This is a genomic window from Edaphobacter flagellatus, assembly GCF_025264665.1.
Classification (GTDB): Bacteria; Acidobacteriota; Terriglobia; order Terriglobales; family Acidobacteriaceae; genus Edaphobacter; species Edaphobacter flagellatus.
Genome location: NZ_CP073697.1, coordinates 1,886,341 through 1,911,012 on the forward strand (window position 1 = coordinate 1,886,341; position 24,672 = coordinate 1,911,012).

The window sequence follows — 24,672 nt, forward strand, 5'->3', positions numbered from 1 at the left end:
TCGGCGATCCTCTGTACCTCGCCTATGCCCCTTTTCCCCACCGTTACAGGTTGCCCTGTTTCATCTGCTTCACCGCGTAGTCGCATGCGCGGGCGGTCATCGCCATATAGGTCAACGATGGGTTCTGACATGCCGACGAAGCCATGAACGACCCGTCTGTCACGAAGAGGTTCTTGATATCGTGCGCCTGGTTCCACTGGTTCAGCACCGACGTCTTCGGATCGCGGCCCATACGGGCGCTTCCCATCTCGTGAATGCTCTCACCGGGTAATGATGGCGTAGTCATCAGCGTGATGTCCTTCGCTCCAGCCGCTTCCAACATCTCGGCAGCCGTCGTCGTCGCATCTTTGAAGATCGCCAGCTCATTCTCACGCCACTTGTGGCTGATCTTGAGCGTGGGGATGCCCCAGGCATCGAGCTTCTCCTTGTTCATCTCCATGCGATTGTCCGGGTGCGGCAGGCACTCACCGAAGCCGGCGAAGGTGAACCGCCATGGTCCGGGCTGGCGCAGCGTGTGCTTGAAGTCTGCACCAAAGCCGGGTAGATCACTGCCGCGTCCCCAGTCCTCACGCGAGCCTCCACCCTGGTAGCCATAGCCACGCACGAAGTTCGGGTGTTTCTCTTTGACATTGCGGAAGCGGGGCATATAGATACCGTTGGGACGGTTGCCGATCTGCTGGCGATCCTCATGCCCTGGCAACACGCCACTCGCGCCGCTGTGGAAGATGTGGTCCATCAAGTTGCGGCCCAGCTGACCGCTCGAGTTAGCAAGGCCGGTCGAAAACTCCGGCGTCGCAGAATTCATCAGGATGCGCGCTGATTCCAGCGTCGAGGCACACAGGAAGACCACCTTCGCGTGGAACTCCATTGTCTCTTTCGTCTGCGCATCGATGACACGCACGCCCGTAATGCGCCGCGTTTTGCGGTCGAAGACCAGACCGTGCACCACGCTGTAGGGACGAAGCGTCATCTTGCCCGTAGCCTCAGCCGCAGGCAGTGTCGAGTGGATGCTGCTGAAATACGATCGCGTAATACAGCCGCGCGCGCACGGTCCACAATAGTGACACGCAGCACGGCCGTTGTGCGGCACGGTAAGGATCGCCGTGCGTCCGATGGTCAGGCGACGGTCGGGAAACTTCTGCGCCACCATGTCGCGTATGGCCATCTCAGCACAGTTCATCTCCATCGGCGGAAGAAACTTGCCGTCTGGAAGCTGCGGCAATCCTTCAGCCTGGCCGCTGACACCGATGAAGTCCTCCACATAGGTGTACCAGGGCTCAACGTCCTTATAGCGGACCGGCCAGTCGACGCCGATCCCTTCCTTCAGGTTCGCCTCGAAGTCAAGATCGCTCCAGCGATAGCTCTGCCGACCCCACATCACTGAGCGGCCGCCGACATGGCGTCCGCGCAGAAACAGGTAGGGCTGGTCTGCAGGCGTGGTGTAAGGATTTTCAATGTCGTCGACGAAAAACTTTGCGTTCCATTCGTCGGCGATATGACGCTGCATCGGCTGATGGACCTTCTGATACTGCCGATCACGCATGCCCCGGAACTTCACATCCCATGTTGGGACGTGTTCGACATAATCGCGCTCGGGAACAATGCTCTGGCCAGCTTCGAGCACCAGCGTCTGCAGCCCTTTCTCCGTCAACTCCTTCGCGGCCCAGCCTCCACTGACGCCCGAGCCTACCACGATGGCGTCATAGGTATTCGCTTTCGCGGTCACCACATTCGCACTTGCATTTGCCTGTCCAGCCTTCATTTCGACACCTCTGTCAGTGGAGCGCAGCCAGCATGGCTGGGCGGAATAATCGACTTACCCAACTCCTTCTCGAAGCCGATCTCGGAGGTGTAATAACCCACCAGCGTGAGTTTCTTCATCTGGTAGAAGAAGTTTGCCGGCACCTGCTCTGCCTGTTCCGGTTTCTGCACATCGGGCAACGCGGCGGCCTGCGCGCTCTGGAGCGTCTGCGCGTGCGAAGCAGCCCTCTGTTTCCGGACAAATTCCATTGCGGCATCGTCCATCTGCTTCATCAGCTCCAGCTGCTGTGCAGGCTTTGCATCGACAAAATTCGCCGAGTACAGCGCGCGACTCTTCACGTCTACCTGATCGAGTCCTGCAAGAAACTGCTTCGTCTCGGTCGGCTCGAACCATTCCGTCAGCAGCAGGTCGATAAACTCGTTGACTTTCGCACCTTGCGCACCCGGCGTATCAGTTGCCGGAATAATCAGCTCTGCGATTGCGGTAACGGTCGCATTCTGGTGCGCGCTGAGGGTCTTCAGACCGGGCAACTGCGCTGCCTGATCATGGGCCTCCCGGAACAAGGTCAGCGCATCGGCGGGGAACGCTGAGACGACCAGCGTCGAAGAGAGCAGTTTGAGAACTTCGCGTCGTTCCATGGAACCGTTTTCACCCACCTGAATCGTTTAAATGGAGCCTTCGCCTTACCCCGGCTCTAATAACCACACCACTATACCAACCCGGCAGCAGGATGCGCCTCTTCAAAATCGCATTGTGGGATAAGGTGGCAAACAGAAGCCTGAGATGCTAGAATTTAGGACAGCGTCTGCAGTGTGACCCATCAGGCCGATGGCTGAAGCCTTTGAGCCTGTACCGACCGCAGACCGGGCATCCCGAAAAGACGAGGATCTACCCGGAATGGACAGCGGAGTTCGTTGTCTGGCCTTTGCCAGTCTGCGAATCTCGCCCGGTGGGGCTGGCGACAAAAGGATTGGAGTAAGTTATGGCTCAGAAATGTGATCTTTGCGGCAAGGGTCCGCAGTTCGGCAACAATATCTCGCACGCCCACAACACCACGCGGCGTCGCTGGAACGTCAACCTGCAGTCGGTCAAGGCCGTCGTCGACGGAACCTCGAAGCGCGTCCGCGTATGCACGAGCTGCATCAAGACCGGCAAGATCGTTAAGGGTTAATAAACCGCACATTAGAAAGAAGATTGCCCCAGGCGCACCCGCGGACTGGGGCTTTTCGTGCTTCGTCGCGATCTACTGCTTTTCAAACGCCAGCGACGCGCTATTGATGCAGTAACGCATTCCTGTCGGCTTCGGACCATCGGGAAAGACGTGTCCCAGGTGCGCTCCGCAGTTCGCGCAGGTCACCTCGATCCGGCGCATGCCGTGCGTATTGTCCTCATGGGCGGCAATCGCATCGGCTGAGATCGGCAGCCAAAAGCTGGGCCAGCCACTGCCGGAATCGAACTTCTTGTCCGAAGTAAACAGCGGCGCATTGCAGGCACCGCATTGATATACGCCGGTCTCGTGATTGTTCAGCAGAGCCCCGGTAAAGGCACGCTCTGTTCCCTTCTCGCGCATGATATGGAACTGCTCGGGCGTCAGCAGCTCGCGCCACTCCGCCTCGGTCTTGTGAATCTTCTGGGGCTTGCCCTGCTCTGTCTCAGGCATGAATCCTCCTAACTGTCTACTTGATTAGATGGATCGATCGCCACATGGATACACCCTCAGGATGCTTCCTTGGCGATGACTTCGATCTCCACCAGTGCATCCTTGGGCAACTGAGCCACGGCAACTGTCGAACGCGCCGGGGGAACGACGCCTGCCGGAGCAAAGTACTTCTCATAAATGGCATTCATGGCGGCGAAGTCAGCCATGCTCTTGAGAAAGACGGTCGTCTTGACCACATGCACCAGATCGAGACCCGCCTCGGCCAGCACGGCTTTCAGATTCTCGCACACACGCGTCGTCTGTTCGGCGATACCGCCCGCGACCAGCTGGCCGGTAACTGGGTCCAGCGCAACCTGCCCGGATGTGTACAGCGTGTCGCCGACGCGCACGGCCTGTGAGTAAGGACCGATGGCCGCAGGAGCCTCTTTAGTGGAAATAGCGTTTTTCTTGTCGCTCATGGAGCCAGTTTAGCCCCACAGGAAGACATCGAGGTAAATTGCCTGTCTGCAAATCTTTGCGGCAACCCTTATTGCGCCGCCCCACTCTTAGGGAGGGCCATGCATTTTTCACGCTGAGTAACACTTCCCGCGCGTAGCGGGACTATGATGGCGGCCAGCACAGCACTTCCACTTTTTGGCTAGGAGAACGATTCATGGGAATTCTTGACACCATTCAGCAACTGGCAGGACAGGCCGGCGACGATTCGCACAGCGACCAGGCAAAGGTAGCCGGCGGCTTTATTCAGGCTCTGACCGCGCATCCCGAAGGCATTCAGGGAGTACTCTCCGCGCTCCAGGCCAACGGCATGGCGGACCACGTTGGAAGCTGGCTCAACGGACAGGCGCAGACGGCGACTCCGGACCAAGTGCAGCAGGGCCTAGGAGCCAGCGGATTGATCGAAAAGACTGCCGAGCATGCCGGTGTATCGCCTGCGGTGGTCACCACGGCTCTCGCCACTGTCCTCCCCATGGTCATTCAGCACTTTGGGCAGAGCGGTCAGGCGCCAGCAGCAGGCGGCGATCAGAGCAGCAGCATGGCCAGTCTTGCAGAGTCAGTTCTCGGCAAGTTCCTCTCGAAGTAAACCGTCTCGTGGAGTCGCAGCCCCCTTCAAGCAGGCGCGGCCTCGTGAGAGTCTCTGCGTCCACTCGCTCGCCGGGACTCGAGCACAAACAACGCCCGGCCAGTGCCGGAGCAACCAAGGAGAAAACAGCATGGCAGATCTGGATCAGTTGAAGCAGAAGTACAGCGGCGTCATCTCCACCATTGAGAGCTTCTCGGAGTTCGGCGCGAAGGTGGATGCCGTCGAGCTGGATGGAGAGCAGCTGCACCTGAAGGCCGAAGTGCCCTCGCAGGTCGTCGCCAACCGTGTGTGGGATGCGATCAAGGCCGCCGACCCAACCTATGCCGACCTGAAGCATGAGATCGTCACCACAGGTGGCGCCGACCAGCCTTACACGGTAAAGCCCGGCGACAATCTGTCGAAGATCAGCAAGCTCTTCTACGGCAATGCGAACAAATACAACGAGATTGCTTCGGCTAACAATATCTCCAACCCGGACCTGATCAAGGTGGGCGAGCAGATCAACGTTCCGCCGCTCAGCTAAACGCTTTTTTATGAACGGCCGCAGCCCGATCCGGGTTTGCGGCCGTTCCTGTTTGGTAGCCCTTTATCACCTGTTAGGCATCGTATTTTGCGGGTAGCAAGCAGTACGGAGAAAAAGTTAATGAAAACAATTTGGATAACGGGAAGCATTCTGGCGTCGGTACTCGCCGTGCCGGCATTCGGGCAAGTCTCAGTCGGAGTCACTATTGGCACACCGCCACCGCCTTTGCGGTATGAGGCTCCCCCTCCGATACCGGCGCCCGGCTATGTGTGGGTGGATGGCTATTGGGTCCCACAGGGTCGTCGCTGGGTATGGAGACGCGGTGAGTGGCAGCGCCCGCCGTATGAAGGTGCCTACTGGGCGCATCCGCACTACGACCATTACCCGGATGGATGGCATGTCCATGAGGGCTACTGGTCGCATGAAGACCACGGAGACCATTACTGGGATCATCACCACCGCTAGATCAATTTGTGGCTCATTTAGAAAAGAAAGCCCCGGCAGTCAGCCGGGGCTTTCTTTCCCTTGCTCCCGTTTGGCTGCTGAGTTGCTCCACACATAGTTAATAGTTGAAAAAGGGGCCCTTAGATGGACTTGAAGAAGAAATTTGATCTAACTATCCGAGAGTTTTTTCCTGGTCTGAATCAAGAGCCGCACAAGCTTGGAACTCTGCAATCCGTGCTGAGTGTGGCAAAACCACCCAGGAGAATCATGAGAACAAAATGGCTGCTTAGCGGCATTCTTGCCGCATCATCCTTTGCGCCTGCCTTTGGACAGGTTTCTATCTATATTGGTACGCCTCCTCCGCCGATCCGCTATGAGGTTCCGCCTCCCATGCCGGCTGTGGGGTATGCATGGGTGCCCGGATACTGGGCTCCTTATCAGGGCCGATATGTTTGGGCTCCAGGCCGCTGGTCGCGTCCACCGTACTACGGAGCGGCGTGGCGCGAAGGTGGCTGGGACCGCGATGATCGCGGATGGCGTTATCGCCGAGGCTACTGGGGTCGGCGGGACGACGACGATGGCCATGGCCGGGGTCACGCCTACGGACACTACAAAAGACATGGGCACGATCGCGACTAGATCCAAACAGCACAGTCCAATGGTTTAAAGGCTTCGCGCTTCCTCCCGGGTCTGCGCGAAGGTACAAAGAAGAGGCCCGGTCATCTACCGGGCCTCTTCTGATTTCAAAAGAATGAATGTCGCCATTGCGATATAGTCCGAATGAATGGCCTCTGTTCCTGAAACTCTTCCCTCTCTACCAAAGCTCAATTATCCGAAGGCCCGCACCGTCGATCAGGTAGACGACTACTTCGGTACGAAGGTCAGCGATCCTTACCGCTGGATGGAGGACGTTGATTCTCCCGAGCTGGCAACATGGATCGCCGAAGAGAACCGGCTGACGCGCAGTGTATTGGATGCCGTGCCCGGGCGCGAGCGCATGCATGCGCGGCTGATGGAGCTGATCGACTTCGAGCGTTACACGCTTCCGAGGAGGCGTGGCACGCGTTACTTCTACTCACACAACACTGGTCTGCAGAATCAGAACGTCTGGTACTGGACGGAAGGTTTAGAGGGCGAGCCGAAGGTGCTGCTCGACCCGAATACGATGTCTGCAGATGGGACGATAGCCATTAGTGGATTGAGCATCTCTGACGATGGCCGGTTTGCGGCTTACTCCATCGCCGATGCAGGATCGGATTGGGTGAAATGGTATGTGCGCGATGTGGAGACCGGCGTCGATCTGCATGACATCGTCGAGTGGTCGAAATTCAGCACAGCCGCATGGCTGAAGGACAGCTCTGGCTTTTTCTACGAAGGCTACGATGCGCCTGATAACGAAGCATTGAAGGCAACGAACTATTACCACAAAATCTTCTTTCACAAGCTGAGAACACGTCAGAGCGAGGACACACTTGCATTTCATCGCCCCGACGACAAAGAGGTCAACCTCGGCGCTGCCGTCAGCGATGATGGGCGCTATTTGCTGATCCATCAATCGCGCGGCTCAAGCCCAAACAATGAGCTCGCCGTAAAGGATCTTGAGGATCCCGATGCTCCCGTCATTGCGATTGCCGCAGTCGACGATGCGGTCTACTCGCCCATCGATAACGACGGCACACGCTTCTGGATTCACACCACGCTTGATGCCCCGAATGGCCGCGTGGTGGAAGTGGATCTGGCCCAACCGCAACGCGAACATTGGAAGACCATTGTTGCCGAGAGCAAAAACAATCTCGATAGCGTGAGCATGGTGAACGACACGCTGATCGTCAACTATCTCGCCGACGCACAGAGCATGGTGGAGTTGTATACGCGTGACGGCGCATTACTGCAGCAGCTGCAGCTGCCGACTATCGGCACAGCCGCTGGCTTTGGAGGAAAGCGCACGGAGGCGGAGACCTTCTTCGTCTTCACCAACTTCACGACTCCGGCAACGATCTACCGGCTGGATATGAACTCACGTGAGTCCGCGGTGTACAGGCAACCGAAACTGAAGTTCGATCCAGCGCAGTACGAGACGAAGCAGATCTTCTACAGCAGCAAAGATGGCACCCAGGTGCCAATGTTCATCAGCCACAAGAAGGGTCTCGCGCTCGACGGCACGAACCCGACTCTGCTGTATGGGTATGGAGGATTCAACGTCTCACTGGTGCCTGAGTTCTCCTCCTCGAACCTGCTGTGGATGGAGATGGGGGGAGTGTACGCGCAACCAAGTCTGCGTGGCGGTGGGGAATATGGCGAGGCATGGCACGAAGCAGGAACAAAGCTGAAGAAGCAGAATGTCTTTGACGACTTCATTGCGGCAGCCGAATGGCTGATCGCCAACAGATATACATCGTCCAAGAAGCTTGGCGCTTCCGGAGCGAGCAACGGCGGACTGCTGGTCGCTGCCTCTGAGATACAGCGGCCTGAGCTGTTCGGTGCCGTGCTGCCGTCTGTAGGTGTGCTCGACATGCTGCGCTTCGACAAGTTCACCATCGGGTGGGCCTGGAAGACGGACTACGGCTCGCCGAGCGAGAACGAGGAGGAGTTTCAGGCGATCTATCGTTATTCCCCGCTGGCAAACATTAAGGCGGAAACTGCGTATCCTGCGACGCTCATCTCAACCGCCGACCATGACGACCGCGTCTTCCCCGCTCACAGCTTCAAGTTCACGGCGGCGATGCAGGCGGCCCAGGCGGGACCGAATCCGATCCTGATTCGCATTGAGACGCGTGCCGGGCACGGCGGAGGCATGCCGCTGTCCAAGCGCGTCGAGCTGACCATCGACCAGTTTTCCTTCCTGCTCAAGAACTTAGGTGCATAAAATTGCCTGGTTCCCGCATCACGACGCAATACAGTAACTAGCCCCGAAGTGACTTAAAAGTTTCCCGGTATTGAAAATATCCAATGGACACAAGGGGATTTAAGCACATACTCATCTATACCGTGCTGTATGCGAGAGAAGCTCTCACTAGAGGCCAGTGACGGCAAATTGAATCCAAACGCCGGGCAAGCGCGTCCTATAGACGGATTGAAAGTAGGCAGTTATGAAGTTGAAAGCAACAATTCTACTTACTCTCGCGCTTAGCCCGGCTCTCGCATTGGCGCATCCGCATCAGCCAATTCCGCGTTTACGTACGCAGGTCGCCCGCGATCGCACACCGAAGGCTCGAGTGCATACGAGCCAGGCGCATCAACGCTGAAGCTTCCCATAGGTTCTCTCTTCCATTCACGCAAAACAGGCTCCCTAGTGGGAGCCTGTTCCATTCTGCAAAGATTTAGGGTTATGCCTCTGCGGCAGCTGCGGGAGTCTCCGGAGACTTTGCGGGTGCCGGAGTGGGCTTCTTCGCAGCAACTTCCGCCTTCTTGCCCGGAGCAAGAATGGCATGGAGCGTCGTGCCTTCCATGCGGGGCATAAATTCAACGACGCCGGCCTCGCCGATGTCTGTAATCAAACGGTTGATGATCTTGTAACCCAGATCGCGGTGGGCCATCTGCCTGCCTTTGAAGCGCAGTGACGCCTTCACCTTGTCACCCTCATTCAAAAAGCGAACCGCCTGATTCTTCTTGGTCTGATAGTCATGCTCGTCGACGGTAACCGAGAACTTGACCTCTTTGATGGTGATGACCTTCTGCTTCTTGCGTGCCGCGCGATCGCTCTTATCTTTCTCGTAGAGAAACTTGCCGTAATCCTGGATCTTGCAGACAGGCGGAACAGCATTGGGCGAAATCTCTACCAGATCAAGGGAACGTTCGCGAGCTATCTTCAAAGCCTCGAAGGGAGGCATCACGCCCAGCTGTTCGCCGTTCTCGTCGATGACACGGACTTCACGGGCGCGAATACGTTCATTGGTGCGAATAAAAGACTTGGCAGAGCGTTTATCGATCGGTGGAATATTTGCCTCCATAGCGGCCTGTCAGGGTCCGCCATGCGTTTATGTTTTGGGTTTACGACGCCGGCCTGAAAGTTGCGCCGCACAGTGAAGTATAGCATCCCTTAAGATGCCGCCACTCTCCATGGCGATGCTCCTGTCGACAACTAGACAATCGACATACTCCCGCTACAAGCAACATGCCGGATTCATGCTGTATCGTAAAAGCGCAGACTTTGGTATCCGAGACAGACTTTTGCTTACTGCAAACCAGGAGATCGTAATGAAGCGTCGTGTGCTGCTAGTCGATGATGAGGTCGCCGTTCTGCTGACGCTAAAGGCCGTGCTCGAGATCAACGGCTTTGAGGTGGAAACCGCCGCTTCCGCCAAAGAGGGGCGGTTGAAACTGCGCAGCCATGAATACGACATGGTCATCAGTGACCTCCGAATGGAGAGCGATCAGGCCGGCTCTGAAGTGATTGCCGCAGCCCGCAAGGCGGCCAACCGGCCGGCGATTGCGCTGCTGACAGCTTTCCCTCTCGCAGAGGAAGACTGGCAGGAGATGGGCGCAGACCACATGCTGGTCAAGCCGACACACACACGTCGTCTGCTGGAACAGATCGACCACCTGTTTGAGACGCATACCCGGAAGCTCGCCACAGAAGGAAAGCAAGCTCAGGACGGACCAACAAACGGAGAAATCAAAAGCAAGTCTCCTGCAAAGAAGAAGACCACAAAGACACCAGCGAACACGGCCAGGAAGACACCGGCAAAGACTGCCACCAGGAAGTCGGAACCGGCAAGAGCCAGAGCTTAGGGCTGTTGCAGCTTCAGTGCTGTGTATGGCCTTTCACGTAATCGCGGAGCTGCAGGCTGGTGTTCATCGCTTTTCTCACACCGTCGTCGAGCATACGCAGCCAGTCGGATCCAGGCTCCTTGAGCCCCAGCGTTCCCAACAGATAACTTGTCTGGACGATAACCTCGAGTGAGTTGCTCAGTTCATGGACATGCTTGCGAATTTCAATCGCAAGATCGGCAGGAATCGTTTCAGGTGATGCAGGCGGTTTCAGTGGTTCATTCATGGTATGGAAGAGTAGACGCGGATTTTAACGATTAAGTCTAGTTTTTCGTCTACCAGCCAGCGAATTGACAGCACATGCGGTTTTTGAAAGACTAAAAGTCTCGCGGTTGCAGTGTTCGACCTTGGTAACAGGGCGTATACGACCGTTGCCGAAGTGGCGGAATTGGCAGACGCGCATGGTTCAGGTCCATGTACTCGCAAGGGTGTGGGGGTTCGAGTCCCCCCTTCGGCACCAAAGGGTTCTTGAGGTAAGGTAAAGGAGCGCAATGGCGCTCCTTTACCATTTGCGAAACAGTGTTGCCATCCCGATCCAAACGATAAGTCAATATGCCGACGCAGCTCGATCAGATTCTTGCTCATACTCTCCTGGAAGTGAAAGCCCGTAAGGAGTCCGCAGACTATGCCGGTCTGGAACGTAAGGCCGCACTGCATACGCCCCGTGGCTTTAGAAACCGGCTCCGCAGCGTAAGCGAAACCGGTCCAGCCGTGATTGCGGAGATCAAAAAGGCATCTCCCTCGAAGGGCCTGATCCGTGCCGATTTTCACCCCGCTGCCCTCGCAACAGCGTTGCAGGGCGCAGGTGCCGCCGCACTCTCTGTACTGACGGATCAAGAGTTCTTTCAGGGCTCGCTTGCCGATCTCGAAGCTGCATCAAGCAGCGTGACTATTCCCTGCCTTCGCAAGGACTTCATGCTCGATCCCTTCCAGGTGCTCGAAGCACGAGCATACGGGGCGGACGCGATTCTTCTGATCGTCGCAGCACACAAAGATGAGATGCTCAGCGACCTGCGCGATGAGGCACGTAGCATGGGTCTCGACGTTCTGTGCGAAGTGCATAGCCGCGAAGAGATGGAGCGCGCCGTCAACCTCGGCTTTGACATGATCGGCGTCAATAGCCGTGATCTGCGCACCTTTTCGATGCATCCGGAGCTGCTCTTTGAGATTGCCCTCCACCTGCCCGCCGAAACTGTCATGGTCGCTGAAAGCGGGATACGGTCAGCACAGGAGATCGCCAGCCTGCGCGCCGCAGGCTACGACGCTTTCCTGATCGGCGAGACATTAATGCGACAACCCGATCCCGCCGCAATGCTCGCCCTGTTGCTGGATCGTGAGTATTCGAGTGAATTCTGATGTGGGCCAAGATCTGCGCAAACACCAACCTTGAAGACGCTATCCTCGCAGCACAGCTTGGGGCTGATGCTCTAGGCTTCGTCTTTGCGGAAAGCAAGCGCAAAGTCACCGCTAAACAGGTCGCGCAGATCACACCGCATCTGCCAGAAGAAATCGAGACGGTAGGCGTCTTTCACAACCATCGTGCGGATGAGATCGCCGCGATTGTGCGCGAGGCCGGCCTGGACACCATACAGCTTCACAGCAGCTACGATCTTGCCCTCATAGAGGGCATCCAGAGGCTATTAGGTTCCCAAGTTAGCCTGATTCAGACGGTGCATTGGATCATCGATGCATCAGCGGACAATGCTGCTTCCATCGCAAAACAGCTGGAGATGATTCGCCGATCAGGAGCTACAGATCGCGTCCTCATCGATTCGCGCGTAGGGCAGATGGGTGGCGGCACAGGAATCTCGTTTGATTGGAGCCATGCCGGTGAGATTTTCGCCACGCACGGTCATGGACTAAAGATAATCGCTGCTGGAGGCCTGAATCCCGGCAATCTCGCCGAAGCGATCCGTTTGATGCATCCAGCGGGAGTCGATGTTGCCAGCGGTGTTGAGGCCACTGCCGGCCAAAAAGACCCCGCGAAGCTTAAGGCCTTCCTGCAAATCGCCAAGTCGTAACCCGACGACTCCCTTCCAGAAAACAAAATCAGCCGCCCGAGATCCATTGCGATCACCACGGACAGAAAAGCTAAGTTGTCTGAAATCTGATCTCCGGGCAAGATTCCGCCTTTAAAGCTCCAGACTCTTTTATCTGTCGCCTGACCGAAAAGGATGTATGCATCCCCTATCAGTTACATTACTTCGGTAATAAGGCAGATTGAATACTTTCATATGTATTTCATTCTAATAGACTTATACCAAGATACATCCTATTGTTACTACATCGGCTTTGTCCAGCGAAAAGTTTAGTAGGTAAATACAACTTTTGGGGTAGTCCATCATGAAGCACATCGTTCGCGCAGTCGTCGTTGCCCTTGCCCTCACCGGTGCAGTCGCCTCCACTCAGAGCTCCTCGGCCTCCACATCCAAGGTCACCGTCGCCAAAAATAGCGCTCTTCCCACGCCCATGTGCGCCCCCGATGATCCAAACGGTTGCGGAATCCGCTAAGTCATCAATTTTTCAATCAGTTATTCGTTTCAACCATACCGATCCGGAGTAGTCCATCATGAAGCACATCGTTCGCGCAGTTGTCGTTGCCCTTACCCTCACCGGTGCAGTCGCCTCCACCCAGATCTCCTCAGCCTCCACGTCCAAGATCACCGTCGCCAAAAATAGCGCTCTTCCCACTCCTATGTGCGCTCCAGATGATCCAAACGGTTGCGGAATCCGCTAAGTTATCAACTTTTCAATCAGTTATTCGTTTCAACCATACCGATCCGGAGTAGTCCATCATGAAGCACATCGTTCGCGCAGTTGTCGTTGCCCTTACCCTCACCGGTGCAGTCGCCTCCACCCAGATCTCCTCAGCCTCCACGTCCAAGGTCACCGTCGCCAGGAATAGCGCTCTTCCCACTCCTATGTGCGCCCCCGATGATCCAAACGGTTGCGGAATCCGCTAAACGTGTCAGCGGGACGAACATGCAGATTTTTGCATATTCCCAATATTAAGTAGTTGTCTCCGTTCATAGCATCAGCTAGCCTGATTACAGTCGTCGAACGGAGACGAATACATGACACAGCACTTTCTCGATTTGCTTACCTATCTGGAGCCTCTGCTTTGCGGAGTCGTCCTGGCAATGATGTTACGCAGTAAGGCAGCCGGCAAGTTTTCTTTCCTTGCAGCTCTGCTTTCTGTGAAGGTCTTGTCATCACTGATTTGTTTTCCGTTGTTCTATTACGGATCGCACGTCTTCGGTAAGCAGGCTGCGTATCGTGCGTATTTCTATACCTACTGGACGAGTTATGCACTGGAAGCGATACTTTCGCTCCTCGTCATCTACGGCATCTTCAAACTTGCAATGGCTCCTCTTAAGGGCCTGCAGACTTTGGGAATGCTGGTGTTTCGCTGGGTTGCTGCAATCTCCATTGCAGTGGCTGTTGGTGTGACTGTAAGTCCGCACCTTACCGGTATCAAATTTATGGTCACCATGGTGACGCAGCTTCAGCAGACATCGAGCATCCTTACGCTCTGCCTGCTGCTGTTTGTCTGCTTCGCCATTCGCCCGATGGGCCTGTCCTACAGAAGCCGTATCTTCGGCATCAGTTTTGGGCTTGGCTTCCTGGCTACTACAGATCTCGTTCGTTCAGCATGGCTGGCGCATTCTTCAGACATGAACTCGACCGTGAATGTTGTTAGCGGCATCGCTATCTGTCTGACACTTTGCGTGTGGTCAGCATACTTTGCCTTCCCGGAGCCGAAGCGGAAACTCATCGTACTTCCAACGACGTCGCCTTTCCTGCGCTGGAACCAAATCTCGATGGCACTCGGCGACGAGCCTGGTTACGTCGCAGTCGGCGGTGTAGCTCCCGAGATCTTTGCCCCTGCGGAGCTTGAGGTGATGCGTCGTGCATCGGCCAAGATGACTCCGCAGCTTGAGACATCTGGACACACCGCAGCTCTGCAATCCATCTCAGCATAAGCATCTCGGCGTTCAGTTCCATTACTGCTGCTCAACATAGATTGAAACGTAAATAAGAAGGCCGCCCAATCGGGCGGCCTTTCTACTTGTCTTGGGTTGGATGACTACTCGCGCTCCGACTCCGAACGCTTCCAATTGATCAGATCGCCCAGCGTTGTGCTGCTCGATGAGGATGAGGACGAGCTCTTGTGGTCGCGCTCCTTGTAGCTCTCAACTTCGGCGCGGCTGGCCTCTTCGCCTACGGCGCGAATGCTCAGGCCGACCTTCTTCTCGTCCTGGTTCATCTTCACGATGCGGAACTCGTGCTCTTCGCCAACCTCCAGCTTGACTGGAACGTTGCTCTCATCCACAGCCTCAGAGACGTGGCAGAGTCCCTCAACACCCTCAGCGATCTCAACAAAAGCGCCGAACTGCGCCGTGCGCAGAATCTTGCCCTTGACGACGTCACCAATGCGATGCTGTGCGAAGAAAGTATCCCAGACATCAGGCTGAAGCTGCTTGACGCCGAGCGACAGGCGGCGATTCTCCGGCTCAACGCCGAGAACGACTGCCTTCACTTTCTCACCCTTCTTCAGAACCTCAGAGGGATGCTTGATACGCTTCGTCCAACTCAGGTTCGAGACGTGGACCAGACCATCGATACCGTCTTCGATCTCGATGAAGGCACCGAAGTCGGTGAGGTTGCGAACGCGGCCTTCAACAACTGCACCCGTCGGATACTTGTCTTCGAGCTGTTCCCATGGATTGTCCTGAAGCTGCTTCATGCCGAGCGAGATGCGGCGGTCGTTCGGATTGACGCTCAGGATGATCGTGTCGACCTCATCACCGGGCTTAACCAGCTTCGACGGATGCTTCATCCGCTTCGACCAGGTCATCTCGGAAACATGCACCAGACCCTCGATGCCCTGCTCCAATTCGACGAATGCGCCGTAGTCGGTAACCGAAAGCACACGACCGCGAACCTGCGCACCGATCGGGTACCGCTCGGTGGCGTCGAGCCACGGGTCAGGCGTCAGCTGCTTGAAGCCAAGCGAGACGCGCTGCTTGTCTTTGTCGAACTTCAGCACCTTGACCTGGATCTCGTCGCCGACGTTGACCAGATCGCGGGGATGCGTCAGACGACCCCAGCTCATGTCGGTGATGTGCAGCAGACCGTCGAGGCCGCCCATATCGACGAATGCGCCGTAGTCGGTCAGGTTCTTGACCGTACCGGTCAGAACGCTTCCCTCCTCGAGGGTTGAGAGCGTCACGGACTTCTTCGCGTTCTGCTCTTCCTCGAGAATCTCCTTACGGCTGATGACGACATTGCCGCGCTTCTTGTTCAGCTTGATGACGCGAACCTCGATCTCCTGGCCAAGATAGCCGTCGAGATTGCGTACCGGGCGAACCTCGACCTGTGAGCCAGGCAGGAACGCCTTGATGCCGATATCGACCGTCAGACCGCCCTTGACGCGGCTGAGAACAAGTCCCTTCACCGGGGTCTTATCATTGGCCGCCGCCTCGAGCGTGTCCCACACCTTATGGCGCAGGGCCTTCTCGTAGCTGACCAGATAGCCGCCTTCGGCCTCCTCGCGCTCCACAACCACCTCAACCTGGTCGCCTGCCTGGAACTTCGGCTGGCCATTGATATCCAGCACCTGGTCCAGCGGAATCAGGCCCTCAGACTTCAGACCGATATCGACTACGACATGTTTGTCGGTAATCTTCACCACAGTACCGGTGACCACTGCCTCTTCGGCAGTCAGGCTCTGCGCGGCTGCAGACTCGGCCGCCTGTTCGCGGTCAAAGTTTGCAAGTGCCTCAGCAAAGTCGGCGGCATCGTAGTCAGGCTCCTCGGTTTCGGCCGTGGCAACTGCGTGCTGCTCGGGCTCGATCGATGAAGCGGTCTGCTGCGGGTTAGAGGTGAGTTCGGATGACAGCTCGGGATTCTCGGCTGTCGCTTCGGGCGCCAGGACTTCCAGTTCGGTGGTCAGGGGTTTGCTCTCGGTTTCGGGATGATGGTTATCTACCATGTGAATGCGTACTCCGGGACTCAAGCGATTCCTTCCGCAATAGGCGACGCCTGTCTGAGGAATGCTCGGCCGATCTCAAGAGAGGGCCGATCGTCAATTCCTGGCCAAGCTCGCAATACCGAAGGAATTTACGGCTATCAGAGGAGCGGCTGCACTTGGGTCCCACACGCAGAGGCTCATTTATAACGATAGAACTTCGACCACAATACGTCAACCGAACCACCCGCGAAATCAGGGCGCTTTTACTGCTTTCTCACGCGAAATTCACTCGCCTATGCAGTTCGCTCTAGAAGAGGCTCAGACATATGTCCTGCATCCGCTTCGCAGGCTATACTCGCCATACCGAACGAAGCTATGGATCACCTCTGGACACCCTGGCGCTATGCCTACATCACCCGCAGCGATCCGCAGGCTCGTTCCGGAGTGCCACAGGAGCTTATGGATTGGCCTGCCACGGAGGACAAACACTGTGTCTTCTGTAACATGCTTGCCGCTACCAACTACGCCATCGCTAAAGGCATGCCCGCGGAAAAAGCTGAGCAGGCCTCTCATATTGTGCATCGCGGACAATACTGCTTTATTTGCCTCAATGCATTTCCTTACGCGACGGGCCATGTAATGGTATTGCCCTACCTCCATACGGACTCCCTGGCAGCGCTCCCACCCGAAACCGCACACGAAATGATGGATCTGGCCCAGCAGATGGAAAAATCCCTGCGATCCGTCTATCGGCCCAATGGAATCAACCTCGGCATGAATCTGGGGGAAGCTGCAGGCGCAGGGGTTGCAGATCATATACATCTCCATATACTTCCCCGCTGGATTGGTGATACAAATTTCATGACCACCATCGCCGAGACGCGAGTGTTACCAGAGACTCTGGATGTCACCTGGGCCAGGCTTCGCGAAACGTTCCAAAGTTAGCAGTGCAACGTTACCCGCTCTCTCCTCATCTAGATAATTAAACAGCTACGACAAAGGCCAGAAGGAGGCCCTTATGCCGCCCCTCCCCAAGCTCCCTCCGTCGTCCCTTCGCCCAGCTTCTCTAGTCGATTCCGGTTACCTGAGCACACGCTCTCCGGAACCGCGACCTTATCTGGTCGGAGCATTCCGAAAAACATCCACCTTCGACATCCGGATTGTCGAAGATCGAACAACCGTGCTTTTCCCGCATGAATCTGAAGACGCCCGGCTAACCGGTTCGACCCGCTCACTCTTCCGTAGGCTGCTCGCGCTCAACTTGCCTCTGATCACCACTGAAGGGGTCGCAGCCAAGTTCCCAACGCCGAACAAATCCTTCCCGAAGACGGCCTGATTCTACAGCTGATATACATAGCCACCGTCCTGATGTCAGGAGGCTGTGTCTGCGATTTCTGCGGTTCATTGCGCTTGATTGATTCGCATTATCCGAAGCGGGGTTCTTCCACCCTGGCCGCATCGGTAGGAACTCGTGCACCTGAATTTTCTCCTGCAGTCTTCGGGGCATGGATGCGAGTCGCCTCGAAGTTGGTAATCTTCCAGTCGCCGTTCGTCTCCCGCTGATAGATCCTTGTGTAGCGATAGGTTCCTTTGACGGAGCCATCCTCGCTGGTGCCCTCGACCTCAGCCTGCGAAGTAACGATAGCAACTGCCCCCTTCAGCTTCACCTTCATATCGCTTAGCTCGATCTTGCTGATGACCAGCTTCCGCGTCCGTATCCGTTCCAGCTGCTGCGCCTTAGTGTTCACCTGGCCTGACATCGAGATGCCAACAAAGTCATCGGCCAGCATCTTGTCCATCGTCGCAACATCGCTGGCAAGCTGCGCTTTGCGCCACTGCTCCTCGAGCGCCTCCACCTGCTTTTTGTAATCGTGTTTTTTCTCATGGCCCTTCTGTGCCTGCGCCTGTTGCGCGCTCAGCATCGCAACAAAGCAGGTCAACAGAACAACCGCCATCATCACCGAAGACGAAGCCGTCGCGTGAGAGGCAACACCTGTAGTTCTGCGATATGGGACGCGGCATACCATTGCGTACCGGATAGTAGACCGCTCCGCACGGCTAGTCAAAAGAACTTTGGTTGTATCGGTACGTTACCTGAAGGTGGTGCCCTATAACGGCTTCCACCTTCAGCAGATTGCCGAGAGGTTCTCTACCTGCCGCTCCAGCATCTTCTGGTAAAGACCGCCGATGGCATCCTGCTTAAAATGTGGTGTCTCGCGGTGATGGTCAACAGAGGCCTTGTCCGTGTACTGCTCATAGATCAGCACCGTCGCCGGCTCCCCCTCAACGAAGTGCGCAATGTAGCTGACGCAGCCCGGCTCCTGCCTTGAGGCCAACGTCAGTCGTTTCAGCATGCTCGCGACCTCTTCGCGGTCACCCGGATCGAAACGCATCCGTACAGTAAAGCTCACCATCTCGTGATCCTCTGTCTGTGCTTCGTTTAGCGCTATTGCTTCGCTGCAGGAGAAAGCGCGGCCTCAAATGCCGGCAGTGTCATCGTCTGTTCCCGATCCGGGCCGGTGGACACCATACCGATCCGCGCGCCTGACTCCTTCTCCAGGAAGTTCAGGTACTCCTGAGCCAGCTTCGGCAGCTTGTCCCACTCGGTAATACCCTCGGTGGACTGCTTCCAGCCCTTGAGCTTCGTGTAGATCGGCTCAATCGACTCGAAACCACGAATATCGGCCGGGATCACATCAGTGATCTTGCCATCGATCTTATAGCCGGTGCAGACCGGAATCTCGTCGCACTCGTCCATGACGTCCATCTTGGTAACGACCAGCCACTCGGTCCCGTTGATCATGTTGGAGTAGCGCAGCAGCGGCAGATCGAGCCAGCCGCAGCGGCGCGGACGCCCGGTAACAGCGCCGTACTCCTGTCCCCGCGCACGCAGCAGGTCAGCCGAGCTGTCGTGAATTTCTGTCGGGAACGGCCCCTCTCCCACGCGCGTCACATAAGCCTTGGTTACGCCGATCACCGTGCCAATGCGGGTCGGCCCCACGCCAGTGCCGGTTACCGCGCCTCCAGCCGTGGCCGAGGACGAGGTTACAAACGGATAGGTTCCGTGGTCGATGTCCAGCAGCGCACCCTGCGCGCCCTCGAACATCACATTGCCGCCACGGTCCAGCTCCTGATTCAGCAGAACGGCCGTGTCCGTTACGAACGGGGCAATCTGTTCAGCCGCGCGCGAGTACTCCTCGTACATGCCCTTCGGATCCAGCGGCTCGGTGCCGAAAAGCGCATGGGCGATAGTGTTCTTCTCGTCGCAGGCGTTCTTGATGTGCGTCCGCAGCAGGGCCGAATTCATCAGGTCGACGACACGCAGGCCGTTGCGATGCACCTTGTCCTCGTAGGCCGGGCCGATGCCGCGACGCGTCGTGCCGATCTTCGTGCGCCCGGGAGCCGTCTCTGCCGCCAACTCGATCATGCGGTGGTAGGGCATGATGACCTGTGCGCGATTGGAGACGAAGAGCTGCCCGTCTACCGGCAGACCGGCATCCTTCAGCTTCTTCACTTCGCTCAAAAAGGCCATCGGGTCCAGCACCACGCCGTTGCCGATCACGCCCTTGCACTCCGGCCGTAGAACGCCGCACGGAATCAGCTGCAGCACGAACTTCTTGCCCTTGATGATGACGGTGTGGCCCGCATTGTGGCCGCCGGCGAATCGCGCCACGACGGAGAAACGCTCCGCCAGCACATCGACGATCTTGCCTTTACCCTCATCGCCCCACTGGGCACCCAAAATGACCGCAGACTTCGGTTGACTCACGACGGATACGTTCTCCAAAAAGGATGGTTTCTGCCAAAGGATGGTTGAACCGGCGCGAGACACACAGACCGCTCTCCACGCAATCGCGCCTCTACTATCATATCGCGTCCATTCGCCCGTAACACCCGGCACCTCGCGTATGCTTGCTCCACCCCAAACATGAGCCCAACTCGCGTCCTTTACGGCACAGCCGCCTTCCTCTCAGCCTTTCTGCTCTTCGTCATCGAGCCGCTGGCTGCCAAGCAGCTGCTTCCCGCGCTCGGCGGATCCTCCGCCGTCTGGCTGACCTGCCTTGTCTTCTTCCAGACGACGCTTCTGCTCGGCTATCTGTACGCGCACTGGCTCATACGCGGGCAGGGCGCCGATACGCAGCAACAACAACGCACCCATATCGCGCTCATCGCCCTCTCGCTGCTCGCCCTGGCCTCGAACCTCTTCCTCGGCACATCGCCTGCGAGCGCGGCGCATCCTGTCCTAACCATCTTCTGGACGCTCACGCGCACCATCGGCCTTCCTTTCCTGCTGCTGACATCGACAAGTCCGTTGCTGCAGAGCTGGCTGGCACAACGCGAAGCAGACCCCGATGGCAAGCCGGGGCCGGTCTGGTACCGCCTTTTCGCACTCTCGAACACCGGCTCGCTGCTTGCGCTTATCGCCTATCCCACGCTGATCGAGCCCCATCTCGCGCTTCGCAGCCAGCGGATCCTCTGGGCGGCGGCCTTCGTCCTCTTTGCGCTGCTTGCGATCTTTATTGCATCGCAGCAGCGTACGGCAATCGCTCCATCTGTTCCTAAAGTAGACGCAGTTTCGTCTCCAACGCGCAACCGCTGGCTCTGGTTCCTGCTGCCGATGGCAGCAGCGATGCAGTTGAGTGCCGTGACAGCCCACCTTACGGTCAACATTGCGGCGATTCCCCTGCTGTGGGTACTGCCCCTGGCTGTCTACCTCATTACCTTCATCGTTGCCTTCGATCGGCCTGTGCTTTACCAGCGGCCGTTGGTCGTCAGGCTGCTGGTGGTGATGTTGGCGAGCCTCGGCTACGCGCTATCAAAGCAGGATTTCTCGCTACCTATCGGACTCACCATTGCGTTCTTCCTCATTGAATGCTTCGTCGCCTGCCTCTTCTGCCACGGCGAAACCTACCGTCTTCGGCCTGTGCGCGCCTCGGAGACAACGCTCTTTTATCTGCTGATCGCAGCCGGCGGAGCTACGGGAACCTTCCTCGTCGGCATCGCCTTCCCGCTGATCTTCGCTGCCAACTACGACCTCGCGCTTGCCTTCTTCACCACGGCCGTCATGGCGCTCGCTGCAACATGGGACGACGGCTGGGCACAGCGTCTGCTATGGGTGACCGCGTCTGTCCTTCTGTTCGCACTTGCCGTGCTGCTGCACATCGGGAACAGCCGCCAGATGCTTCTCTCCGTACGCAACTTCTACGGCTCGCTCCGGGTCAAGGAGGCCGACTTCCCTGCGGCGCACGCTCCCATCCGCACGCTGCTCCACGGAGCGATCCAGCACGGCACGCAGGTCTTCGCGCCCGACTTCAGCCACGTGCCTACCACGTATTATGCACGCGACTCCGGCGTGGGGCTCGCGCTACGCTTCTGCTGCAATGATGCGGACGGGGTTACACGGCCGCGTAACATCGGCGTCATCGGGCTGGGCGCGGGAACACTGGCCGCCTACGGTCAGGCTGGCGATCGCATTCGCTTCTACGAGCTCAACCCGCAGGTCGAACCCATCGCACGCAATCTCTTCACCTACCTGCGCGATTCAGGAGCGACGATCACCGTCGTTCCCGGCGATGCACGAACTTCACTGGCGAAGGAGAAGCCGCAGCGCTTCGATGTCCTCGTCGTCGATGCCTTCTCCGGCGACGCTATCCCGCTGCACCTTCTGACATCCGAGGCTATCCAGCTATATCAAAGCCATCTCACGCCGAACGGCATCCTGGCATTTCACGTGTCGAATCAGTATCTCGACCTTGCACCCGAACTCAAGCTGCTCGCCGAAGCCGCGCACCTCGAGGTCCGCGACTTCAACAGTGCCAGCAACAATGACCGGGGAGAGTTTCGCGCCGAATGGGTCCTGATGACAGCTGACCCGACCTTCTTCACGCAGCACGACATCAACTGGTCAGCCGAGGGAATTGCCGGCAAGCCGGGGCTGAAGCTGTGGACCGACGACTACTCCAGCCTGCTTCCACTCCTTCAACTTGGCAATCACTGACACTACTTCACCAGCGCCATGCCGTCGGCATACTTGCCTGCCTCGATCAATTGCTCCATCTTCCAGCTACCCAGATCGATTACGGCAATCTGATTGGAGAAGTTGCAGGCGACGTACGCCTTCTTGCCATCGGCGCTGACGACAACCTCCGAAGGCCCATCGCCTACGTCAATCGTGCGGTCTACCTTCATCGTCTTCAGGTCGACGACGGCAAGCTGCTTGGCGGCACGCAGTGTCACCAGCAGATAGCGTCCGTCTTTCGTCGACGCCGTGCCATAACCGGCGCTCGACAGCGGAACCCAGGTCTTCACCTTGTTCGTTGCCGTATCGATCACGGCGAGTTGTGGAGTCTTCTGGTCGGCAGTAAACACCATGCTGCCGTCACGCGAGATGGAGATACGCTGCGTATTGCTCGAGATCGGAATGATGGCAATCGTCTTACGCGCCGGGATGTCCAGCACCGAGACCGTACCAGGACCGACGTTCGCCGTATATCCGCGCTTGCCATCCTTCGACAGCACAAACATGTGCGACTGCTCCTGATCGGTCGGGATCGCGCCGACGATCTTCAGCGTCCTGGGATCGATAATGCTGATGCTCTTGTCCAGCTCGGTCGACACATACAACATGCCGTCTGGGCCAAACGCGGCACAGTGCGGACGCACGCCGTGGCCAAAGTCCACCTTGCCGACGATATGTCTCGTGCCAAGGTCGATCACCGAGATCTCGCTGCCATCCGTGCCTGCGCGTCCCACACCGGCATTCCCGTAGATCGGCACAAACGCCCGCTTGCCATCGGGAGAAACCGCAAGTTCGTGGCCGGTCACGCCGCCTACCGGTACCGTCGCAATCACCTTGTTCGACGTGGTGTCGATGAAGCTCAGGCTCTGGTCGTGCTGGTTGGCCACCAATAACGTCTCCGCGTGCAGTCCTACAGCCAGCACGCCGCATGCTCCCACCGACAAAAGAAATGTTTTCTTCATGGCGCAAGAAGTATAGAGGCCAGCAGGCTCCGTCAGCAAAGCACCCCTGCATCCAACCCGCGCCGCCTATACTCAAATGGCCATGCCGGAACTTCCCGAAGTTGAAACCGTCGCCAACGGCGTCCACCAGCGCGTCCAGGGCCAGACCATCGTCAGCGTCCAGACCAGCAACAAGCCGCAAACCTTCAAATCTCCGCCAAGCGAGATCGCTGAGGCACTTACCGGCGCGCGCATCGACCGCGTCCATCGCGTCGGCAAGACGATCGTCGCCGACCTCATGGCCAACGACAAACCCGTCCAGTTCCTGATCCATCTGGGTATGAGCGGCCGCCTGCTTGTCTCAACGCCGGAGACGCCGGTGCCGCCACACACCCACGCTATCCTCGCGCTGAGTGGGGGTAAGGAGCTGCGCTTCGTCGATCCGCGACGCTTCGGACGGCTCTCCATCGTAAGTACACCGTATGAAGGCCCCGGCAAAGAACCGCTCACCATTACGCTTGAGGACTTTATCGCACTCTTTCGTGGCCGCAAGACGCCGATCAAGGCTGCATTGCTCAACCAGTCACTGCTGCATGGTGTCGGCAATATCTATGCCGATGAGGCGCTCTTCCATGCCGGCGTCCGGCCACGCCGACACGCTGGGCGGCTGACACGCGATGAGCTTTCGAAGCTGCGTGCTGCGCTCCAGAAGGTACTCAAACATGCCATCAAGCTTGGAGGCTCGTCGGTTTCGAATTATGTGGATGCAGAAGGCATCGCGGGCTTCTTCCAACTCCACCATCGCGTCTACTCACGTACCGGCGAACCCTGCCGCACCTGCAAGACGCCGATTGAGCGCATCGTCATTGGCGGACGCAGCACGCACTTCTGCCCTGCCTGCCAGAAATAACCGCTTACGGATGAGGCTCGGCGGCAATAGCTCGCTTCACGATGTCGGGGAAATCCGACATGCCAATCCGCTCCCGAGCATGGACGAAGGTCGAGCCGCCGCTGCATACAATCGCGTCAGCAATGTGAGTTGACGAAGGCCGCTCCAAGCGGCATGTATGAGTAACTATGGGGCCAGGAAGTGGAGCTTCGGGCGGCTGCTCACATACCTGCTTGCCCTCTGTAGTTTTGCATTTCATCGGTATGATGATTTTGTCTCGAAGAGTTTCTCGAGCCTCAACCCGGATAATACGGTCATCATACGTACGGCTCCACGAACCAAGCCGGATGATGAAGCCTTCATTCAGATTCAACCCTATCGTCCGCTTTGATCCCCTGCTGAATGATGCCTGAGCTTCAGCATATGTCCCATCTGCATACAGAACGGCGAGCATTCCACTAGCCCAACGCTCCTTCACTGATCGTGGTGCGCCCTGAATACGCTCCCACTTCAACGGTGTGACAAAGATGCGATCAGGATCAGGTTTCATCTCCTCCGCAGAGGCAGCAGACATCACGAACTGAGTAAAAGCCAGAGCTCCTAAAAGAG

General features: G+C 57.3%; 28 protein-coding genes and 1 tRNA gene. 17 read left to right on the plus strand and 12 right to left on the minus strand.

Annotated features, from left to right (window positions below; genetic code table 11):
• Window positions 1–43 precede the first annotated feature (43 nt).
• Together KFE13_RS07925 and KFE13_RS07930 are read right to left on the minus strand one after the other, a co-directional pair.
• Window positions 44–1,762, minus strand: coding sequence for a GMC oxidoreductase (locus KFE13_RS07925; protein WP_260706627.1), 1,719 nt, complete (start codon window positions 1,760–1,762; stop codon window positions 44–46).
• The gene (locus KFE13_RS07930; protein ID WP_260706628.1) at window positions 1,759–2,400 is read right to left on the minus strand and encodes a gluconate 2-dehydrogenase subunit 3 family protein; all 642 of its coding nucleotides are present in this window, start codon (window positions 2,398–2,400) and stop codon (window positions 1,759–1,761) included. Before KFE13_RS07930 ends, KFE13_RS07925 begins: the two co-directional genes overlap by 4 nt.
• A gap of 344 nt (window positions 2,401–2,744) precedes the next feature.
• Between KFE13_RS07930 and rpmB the strand changes: the two genes are divergently transcribed.
• Window positions 2,745–2,933: a 50S ribosomal protein L28 gene (gene rpmB / locus KFE13_RS07935; protein ID WP_260706629.1), complete on the plus strand. Its 189-nt coding sequence runs from the start codon at window positions 2,745–2,747 to the stop codon at window positions 2,931–2,933.
• 72 nt (window positions 2,934–3,005) lie between these two features.
• Here the strand turns inward: rpmB and msrB are convergent, their stop codons facing one another.
• Both msrB and KFE13_RS07945 read right to left on the minus strand, forming a co-directional pair.
• Entirely contained in the window at window positions 3,006–3,422 is a 417-nt protein-coding gene (gene msrB, locus KFE13_RS07940; RefSeq protein ID WP_260706630.1) for a peptide-methionine (R)-S-oxide reductase MsrB, read from the minus strand.
• Window positions 3,423–3,478: 56 nt separating this feature from the next.
• Window positions 3,479–3,880: a RidA family protein gene (locus KFE13_RS07945; protein WP_260706631.1), complete on the minus strand. Its 402-nt coding sequence runs from the start codon at window positions 3,878–3,880 to the stop codon at window positions 3,479–3,481.
• A 194-nt stretch (window positions 3,881–4,074) separates the two neighbouring features.
• Between KFE13_RS07945 and KFE13_RS07950 the strand changes: the two genes are divergently transcribed.
• The 5 genes from KFE13_RS07950 to KFE13_RS07970 all read left to right on the plus strand — a co-directional run bounded on the left by KFE13_RS07950 (window position 4,075) and on the right by KFE13_RS07970 (window position 8,336).
• Window positions 4,075–4,503: a YidB family protein gene (locus KFE13_RS07950; protein ID WP_260706632.1), complete on the plus strand. Its 429-nt coding sequence runs from the start codon at window positions 4,075–4,077 to the stop codon at window positions 4,501–4,503.
• A 130-nt stretch (window positions 4,504–4,633) separates the two neighbouring features.
• Window positions 4,634–5,026: a LysM peptidoglycan-binding domain-containing protein gene (locus tag KFE13_RS07955; protein ID WP_260706633.1), complete on the plus strand. Its 393-nt coding sequence runs from the start codon at window positions 4,634–4,636 to the stop codon at window positions 5,024–5,026.
• Window positions 5,027–5,146: 120 nt separating this feature from the next.
• Window positions 5,147–5,491, plus strand: a complete 345-nt coding sequence (locus tag KFE13_RS07960) for a hypothetical protein (RefSeq protein ID WP_260706634.1) — start codon at window positions 5,147–5,149, stop codon at window positions 5,489–5,491.
• Window positions 5,492–5,737: 246 nt separating this feature from the next.
• Window positions 5,738–6,109, plus strand: coding sequence for a hypothetical protein (locus tag KFE13_RS07965; protein WP_260706635.1), 372 nt, complete (start codon window positions 5,738–5,740; stop codon window positions 6,107–6,109).
• 145 nt (window positions 6,110–6,254) lie between these two features.
• The gene (locus KFE13_RS07970; RefSeq protein WP_260706636.1) at window positions 6,255–8,336 is read left to right on the plus strand and encodes a prolyl oligopeptidase family serine peptidase; all 2,082 of its coding nucleotides are present in this window, start codon (window positions 6,255–6,257) and stop codon (window positions 8,334–8,336) included.
• A gap of 460 nt (window positions 8,337–8,796) precedes the next feature.
• On the opposite strand, the gene infC is transcribed toward KFE13_RS07970, so the two are convergent.
• Entirely contained in the window at window positions 8,797–9,420 is a 624-nt protein-coding gene (gene infC / locus KFE13_RS07975; protein WP_260706637.1) for a translation initiation factor IF-3, read from the minus strand.
• Between the two features lie 247 nt (window positions 9,421–9,667).
• Here infC and KFE13_RS07980 point away from each other — a divergent pair, with 247 nt between their 5' ends.
• Complete coding sequence (locus tag KFE13_RS07980) at window positions 9,668–10,201, plus strand: response regulator (RefSeq protein ID WP_260706638.1); 534 nt, start codon at window positions 9,668–9,670, stop codon at window positions 10,199–10,201.
• Window positions 10,202–10,214: 13 nt separating this feature from the next.
• On the opposite strand, the gene KFE13_RS07985 is transcribed toward KFE13_RS07980, so the two are convergent.
• Window positions 10,215–10,466, minus strand: coding sequence for a hypothetical protein (locus tag KFE13_RS07985; RefSeq protein WP_260706639.1), 252 nt, complete (start codon window positions 10,464–10,466; stop codon window positions 10,215–10,217).
• A gap of 147 nt (window positions 10,467–10,613) precedes the next feature.
• On the opposite strand from KFE13_RS07985, the gene KFE13_RS07990 reads away from it, so the two are divergent.
• The 7 genes from KFE13_RS07990 (at window position 10,614) to KFE13_RS08020 (ending at window position 14,223) form a co-directional block, all read left to right on the plus strand.
• A tRNA-Leu gene (locus tag KFE13_RS07990) sits at window positions 10,614–10,700 on the plus strand.
• A gap of 92 nt (window positions 10,701–10,792) precedes the next feature.
• Window positions 10,793–11,596, plus strand: a complete 804-nt coding sequence (gene trpC / locus KFE13_RS07995) for an indole-3-glycerol phosphate synthase TrpC (protein WP_260706640.1) — start codon at window positions 10,793–10,795, stop codon at window positions 11,594–11,596.
• Entirely contained in the window at window positions 11,596–12,261 is a 666-nt protein-coding gene (locus KFE13_RS08000; RefSeq protein ID WP_260706641.1) for a phosphoribosylanthranilate isomerase, read from the plus strand. The genes trpC and KFE13_RS08000 overlap by 1 nt, the downstream gene beginning before the upstream one ends.
• A gap of 322 nt (window positions 12,262–12,583) precedes the next feature.
• On the plus strand, window positions 12,584–12,751 hold the full coding sequence (locus KFE13_RS08005) for a hypothetical protein (protein ID WP_260706642.1): 168 nt from the start codon (window positions 12,584–12,586) through the stop codon (window positions 12,749–12,751).
• A gap of 58 nt (window positions 12,752–12,809) precedes the next feature.
• Entirely contained in the window at window positions 12,810–12,977 is a 168-nt protein-coding gene (locus KFE13_RS08010; protein WP_260706643.1) for a hypothetical protein, read from the plus strand.
• A gap of 58 nt (window positions 12,978–13,035) precedes the next feature.
• Complete coding sequence (locus KFE13_RS08015) at window positions 13,036–13,203, plus strand: hypothetical protein (protein WP_260706644.1); 168 nt, start codon at window positions 13,036–13,038, stop codon at window positions 13,201–13,203.
• A gap of 111 nt (window positions 13,204–13,314) precedes the next feature.
• On the plus strand, window positions 13,315–14,223 hold the full coding sequence (locus KFE13_RS08020) for a hypothetical protein (protein ID WP_260706645.1): 909 nt from the start codon (window positions 13,315–13,317) through the stop codon (window positions 14,221–14,223).
• 104 nt (window positions 14,224–14,327) lie between these two features.
• On the opposite strand, the gene KFE13_RS08025 is transcribed toward KFE13_RS08020, so the two are convergent.
• Window positions 14,328–16,235: a 30S ribosomal protein S1 gene (locus tag KFE13_RS08025; RefSeq protein WP_260706928.1), complete on the minus strand. Its 1,908-nt coding sequence runs from the start codon at window positions 16,233–16,235 to the stop codon at window positions 14,328–14,330.
• 438 nt (window positions 16,236–16,673) lie between these two features.
• Between KFE13_RS08025 and KFE13_RS08030 the strand changes: the two genes are divergently transcribed.
• Window positions 16,674–17,159, plus strand: a complete 486-nt coding sequence (locus KFE13_RS08030) for an HIT family protein (RefSeq protein WP_313900691.1) — start codon at window positions 16,674–16,676, stop codon at window positions 17,157–17,159.
• 479 nt (window positions 17,160–17,638) lie between these two features.
• On the opposite strand, the gene KFE13_RS08035 is transcribed toward KFE13_RS08030, so the two are convergent.
• From KFE13_RS08035 to KFE13_RS08045, 3 genes are all read right to left on the minus strand, one after another.
• Window positions 17,639–18,241, minus strand: a complete 603-nt coding sequence (locus tag KFE13_RS08035; protein WP_260706647.1) for a nuclear transport factor 2 family protein — start codon at window positions 18,239–18,241, stop codon at window positions 17,639–17,641.
• A gap of 99 nt (window positions 18,242–18,340) precedes the next feature.
• Window positions 18,341–18,628: a putative quinol monooxygenase gene (locus KFE13_RS08040; protein WP_260706648.1), complete on the minus strand. Its 288-nt coding sequence runs from the start codon at window positions 18,626–18,628 to the stop codon at window positions 18,341–18,343.
• A 32-nt stretch (window positions 18,629–18,660) separates the two neighbouring features.
• Entirely contained in the window at window positions 18,661–19,983 is a 1,323-nt protein-coding gene (locus tag KFE13_RS08045) for an adenylosuccinate synthase (protein ID WP_260706649.1), read from the minus strand.
• Window positions 19,984–20,142: 159 nt separating this feature from the next.
• Between KFE13_RS08045 and KFE13_RS08050 the strand changes: the two genes are divergently transcribed.
• Window positions 20,143–22,212, plus strand: a complete 2,070-nt coding sequence (locus tag KFE13_RS08050) for a spermidine synthase (protein WP_260706650.1) — start codon at window positions 20,143–20,145, stop codon at window positions 22,210–22,212.
• 2 nt (window positions 22,213–22,214) lie between these two features.
• On the opposite strand, the gene KFE13_RS08055 is transcribed toward KFE13_RS08050, so the two are convergent.
• On the minus strand, window positions 22,215–23,195 hold the full coding sequence (locus KFE13_RS08055) for a YVTN family beta-propeller repeat protein (RefSeq protein WP_260706651.1): 981 nt from the start codon (window positions 23,193–23,195) through the stop codon (window positions 22,215–22,217).
• Window positions 23,196–23,277: 82 nt separating this feature from the next.
• On the opposite strand from KFE13_RS08055, the gene mutM reads away from it, so the two are divergent.
• Window positions 23,278–24,084, plus strand: coding sequence for a bifunctional DNA-formamidopyrimidine glycosylase/DNA-(apurinic or apyrimidinic site) lyase (gene mutM, locus KFE13_RS08060; RefSeq protein ID WP_260706652.1), 807 nt, complete (start codon window positions 23,278–23,280; stop codon window positions 24,082–24,084).
• A 4-nt stretch (window positions 24,085–24,088) separates the two neighbouring features.
• Here mutM and KFE13_RS08065 read toward each other — a convergent pair whose 3' ends face one another.
• A complete protein-coding gene (locus KFE13_RS08065; protein WP_260706653.1) occupies window positions 24,089–24,613 on the minus strand; it encodes a hypothetical protein in 525 nt (174 codons plus the stop codon).
• Window positions 24,614–24,672 lie beyond the last annotated feature (59 nt).

Coding starts and splice junctions, on each gene's coding strand:
- KFE13_RS08040 (WP_260706648.1), bottom strand. CDS start 18,628: ATGGTGAGCTTTACTGTACGGATGCGTTTCGATCCGGGTGACCGCGAA.
- trpC (WP_260706640.1), top strand. CDS start 10,793: ATGCCGACGCAGCTCGATCAGATTCTTGCTCATACTCTCCTGGAAGTG.
- KFE13_RS07960 (WP_260706634.1), top strand. CDS start 5,147: ATGAAAACAATTTGGATAACGGGAAGCATTCTGGCGTCGGTACTCGCC.
- KFE13_RS08050 (WP_260706650.1), top strand. CDS start 20,143: ATGAGCCCAACTCGCGTCCTTTACGGCACAGCCGCCTTCCTCTCAGCC.
- KFE13_RS08005 (WP_260706642.1), top strand. CDS start 12,584: ATGAAGCACATCGTTCGCGCAGTCGTCGTTGCCCTTGCCCTCACCGGT.
- KFE13_RS07965 (WP_260706635.1), top strand. CDS start 5,738: ATGAGAACAAAATGGCTGCTTAGCGGCATTCTTGCCGCATCATCCTTT.
- KFE13_RS08065 (WP_260706653.1), bottom strand. CDS start 24,613: ATGAAACCTGATCCTGATCGCATCTTTGTCACACCGTTGAAGTGGGAG.
- KFE13_RS07945 (WP_260706631.1), bottom strand. CDS start 3,880: ATGAGCGACAAGAAAAACGCTATTTCCACTAAAGAGGCTCCTGCGGCC.
- KFE13_RS08000 (WP_260706641.1), top strand. CDS start 11,596: ATGTGGGCCAAGATCTGCGCAAACACCAACCTTGAAGACGCTATCCTC.
- KFE13_RS07955 (WP_260706633.1), top strand. CDS start 4,634: ATGGCAGATCTGGATCAGTTGAAGCAGAAGTACAGCGGCGTCATCTCC.
- KFE13_RS07950 (WP_260706632.1), top strand. CDS start 4,075: ATGGGAATTCTTGACACCATTCAGCAACTGGCAGGACAGGCCGGCGAC.
- KFE13_RS08020 (WP_260706645.1), top strand. CDS start 13,315: ATGACACAGCACTTTCTCGATTTGCTTACCTATCTGGAGCCTCTGCTT.
- KFE13_RS07985 (WP_260706639.1), bottom strand. CDS start 10,466: ATGAATGAACCACTGAAACCGCCTGCATCACCTGAAACGATTCCTGCC.
- KFE13_RS07930 (WP_260706628.1), bottom strand. CDS start 2,400: ATGGAACGACGCGAAGTTCTCAAACTGCTCTCTTCGACGCTGGTCGTC.
- KFE13_RS08035 (WP_260706647.1), bottom strand. CDS start 18,241: ATGGTATGCCGCGTCCCATATCGCAGAACTACAGGTGTTGCCTCTCAC.
- KFE13_RS08055 (WP_260706651.1), bottom strand. CDS start 23,195: ATGAAGAAAACATTTCTTTTGTCGGTGGGAGCATGCGGCGTGCTGGCT.
- mutM (WP_260706652.1), top strand. CDS start 23,278: ATGCCGGAACTTCCCGAAGTTGAAACCGTCGCCAACGGCGTCCACCAG.
- KFE13_RS08015 (WP_260706644.1), top strand. CDS start 13,036: ATGAAGCACATCGTTCGCGCAGTTGTCGTTGCCCTTACCCTCACCGGT.
- rpmB (WP_260706629.1), top strand. CDS start 2,745: ATGGCTCAGAAATGTGATCTTTGCGGCAAGGGTCCGCAGTTCGGCAAC.
- KFE13_RS07980 (WP_260706638.1), top strand. CDS start 9,668: ATGAAGCGTCGTGTGCTGCTAGTCGATGATGAGGTCGCCGTTCTGCTG.
- msrB (WP_260706630.1), bottom strand. CDS start 3,422: ATGCCTGAGACAGAGCAGGGCAAGCCCCAGAAGATTCACAAGACCGAG.
- KFE13_RS07970 (WP_260706636.1), top strand. CDS start 6,255: ATGGCCTCTGTTCCTGAAACTCTTCCCTCTCTACCAAAGCTCAATTAT.
- KFE13_RS08010 (WP_260706643.1), top strand. CDS start 12,810: ATGAAGCACATCGTTCGCGCAGTTGTCGTTGCCCTTACCCTCACCGGT.
- KFE13_RS07925 (WP_260706627.1), bottom strand. CDS start 1,762: ATGAAGGCTGGACAGGCAAATGCAAGTGCGAATGTGGTGACCGCGAAA.
- KFE13_RS08025 (WP_260706928.1), bottom strand. CDS start 16,235: ATGGTAGATAACCATCATCCCGAAACCGAGAGCAAACCCCTGACCACC.
- KFE13_RS08030 (WP_313900691.1), top strand. CDS start 16,674: ATGGATTGGCCTGCCACGGAGGACAAACACTGTGTCTTCTGTAACATG.
- infC (WP_260706637.1), bottom strand. CDS start 9,420: ATGGAGGCAAATATTCCACCGATCGATAAACGCTCTGCCAAGTCTTTT.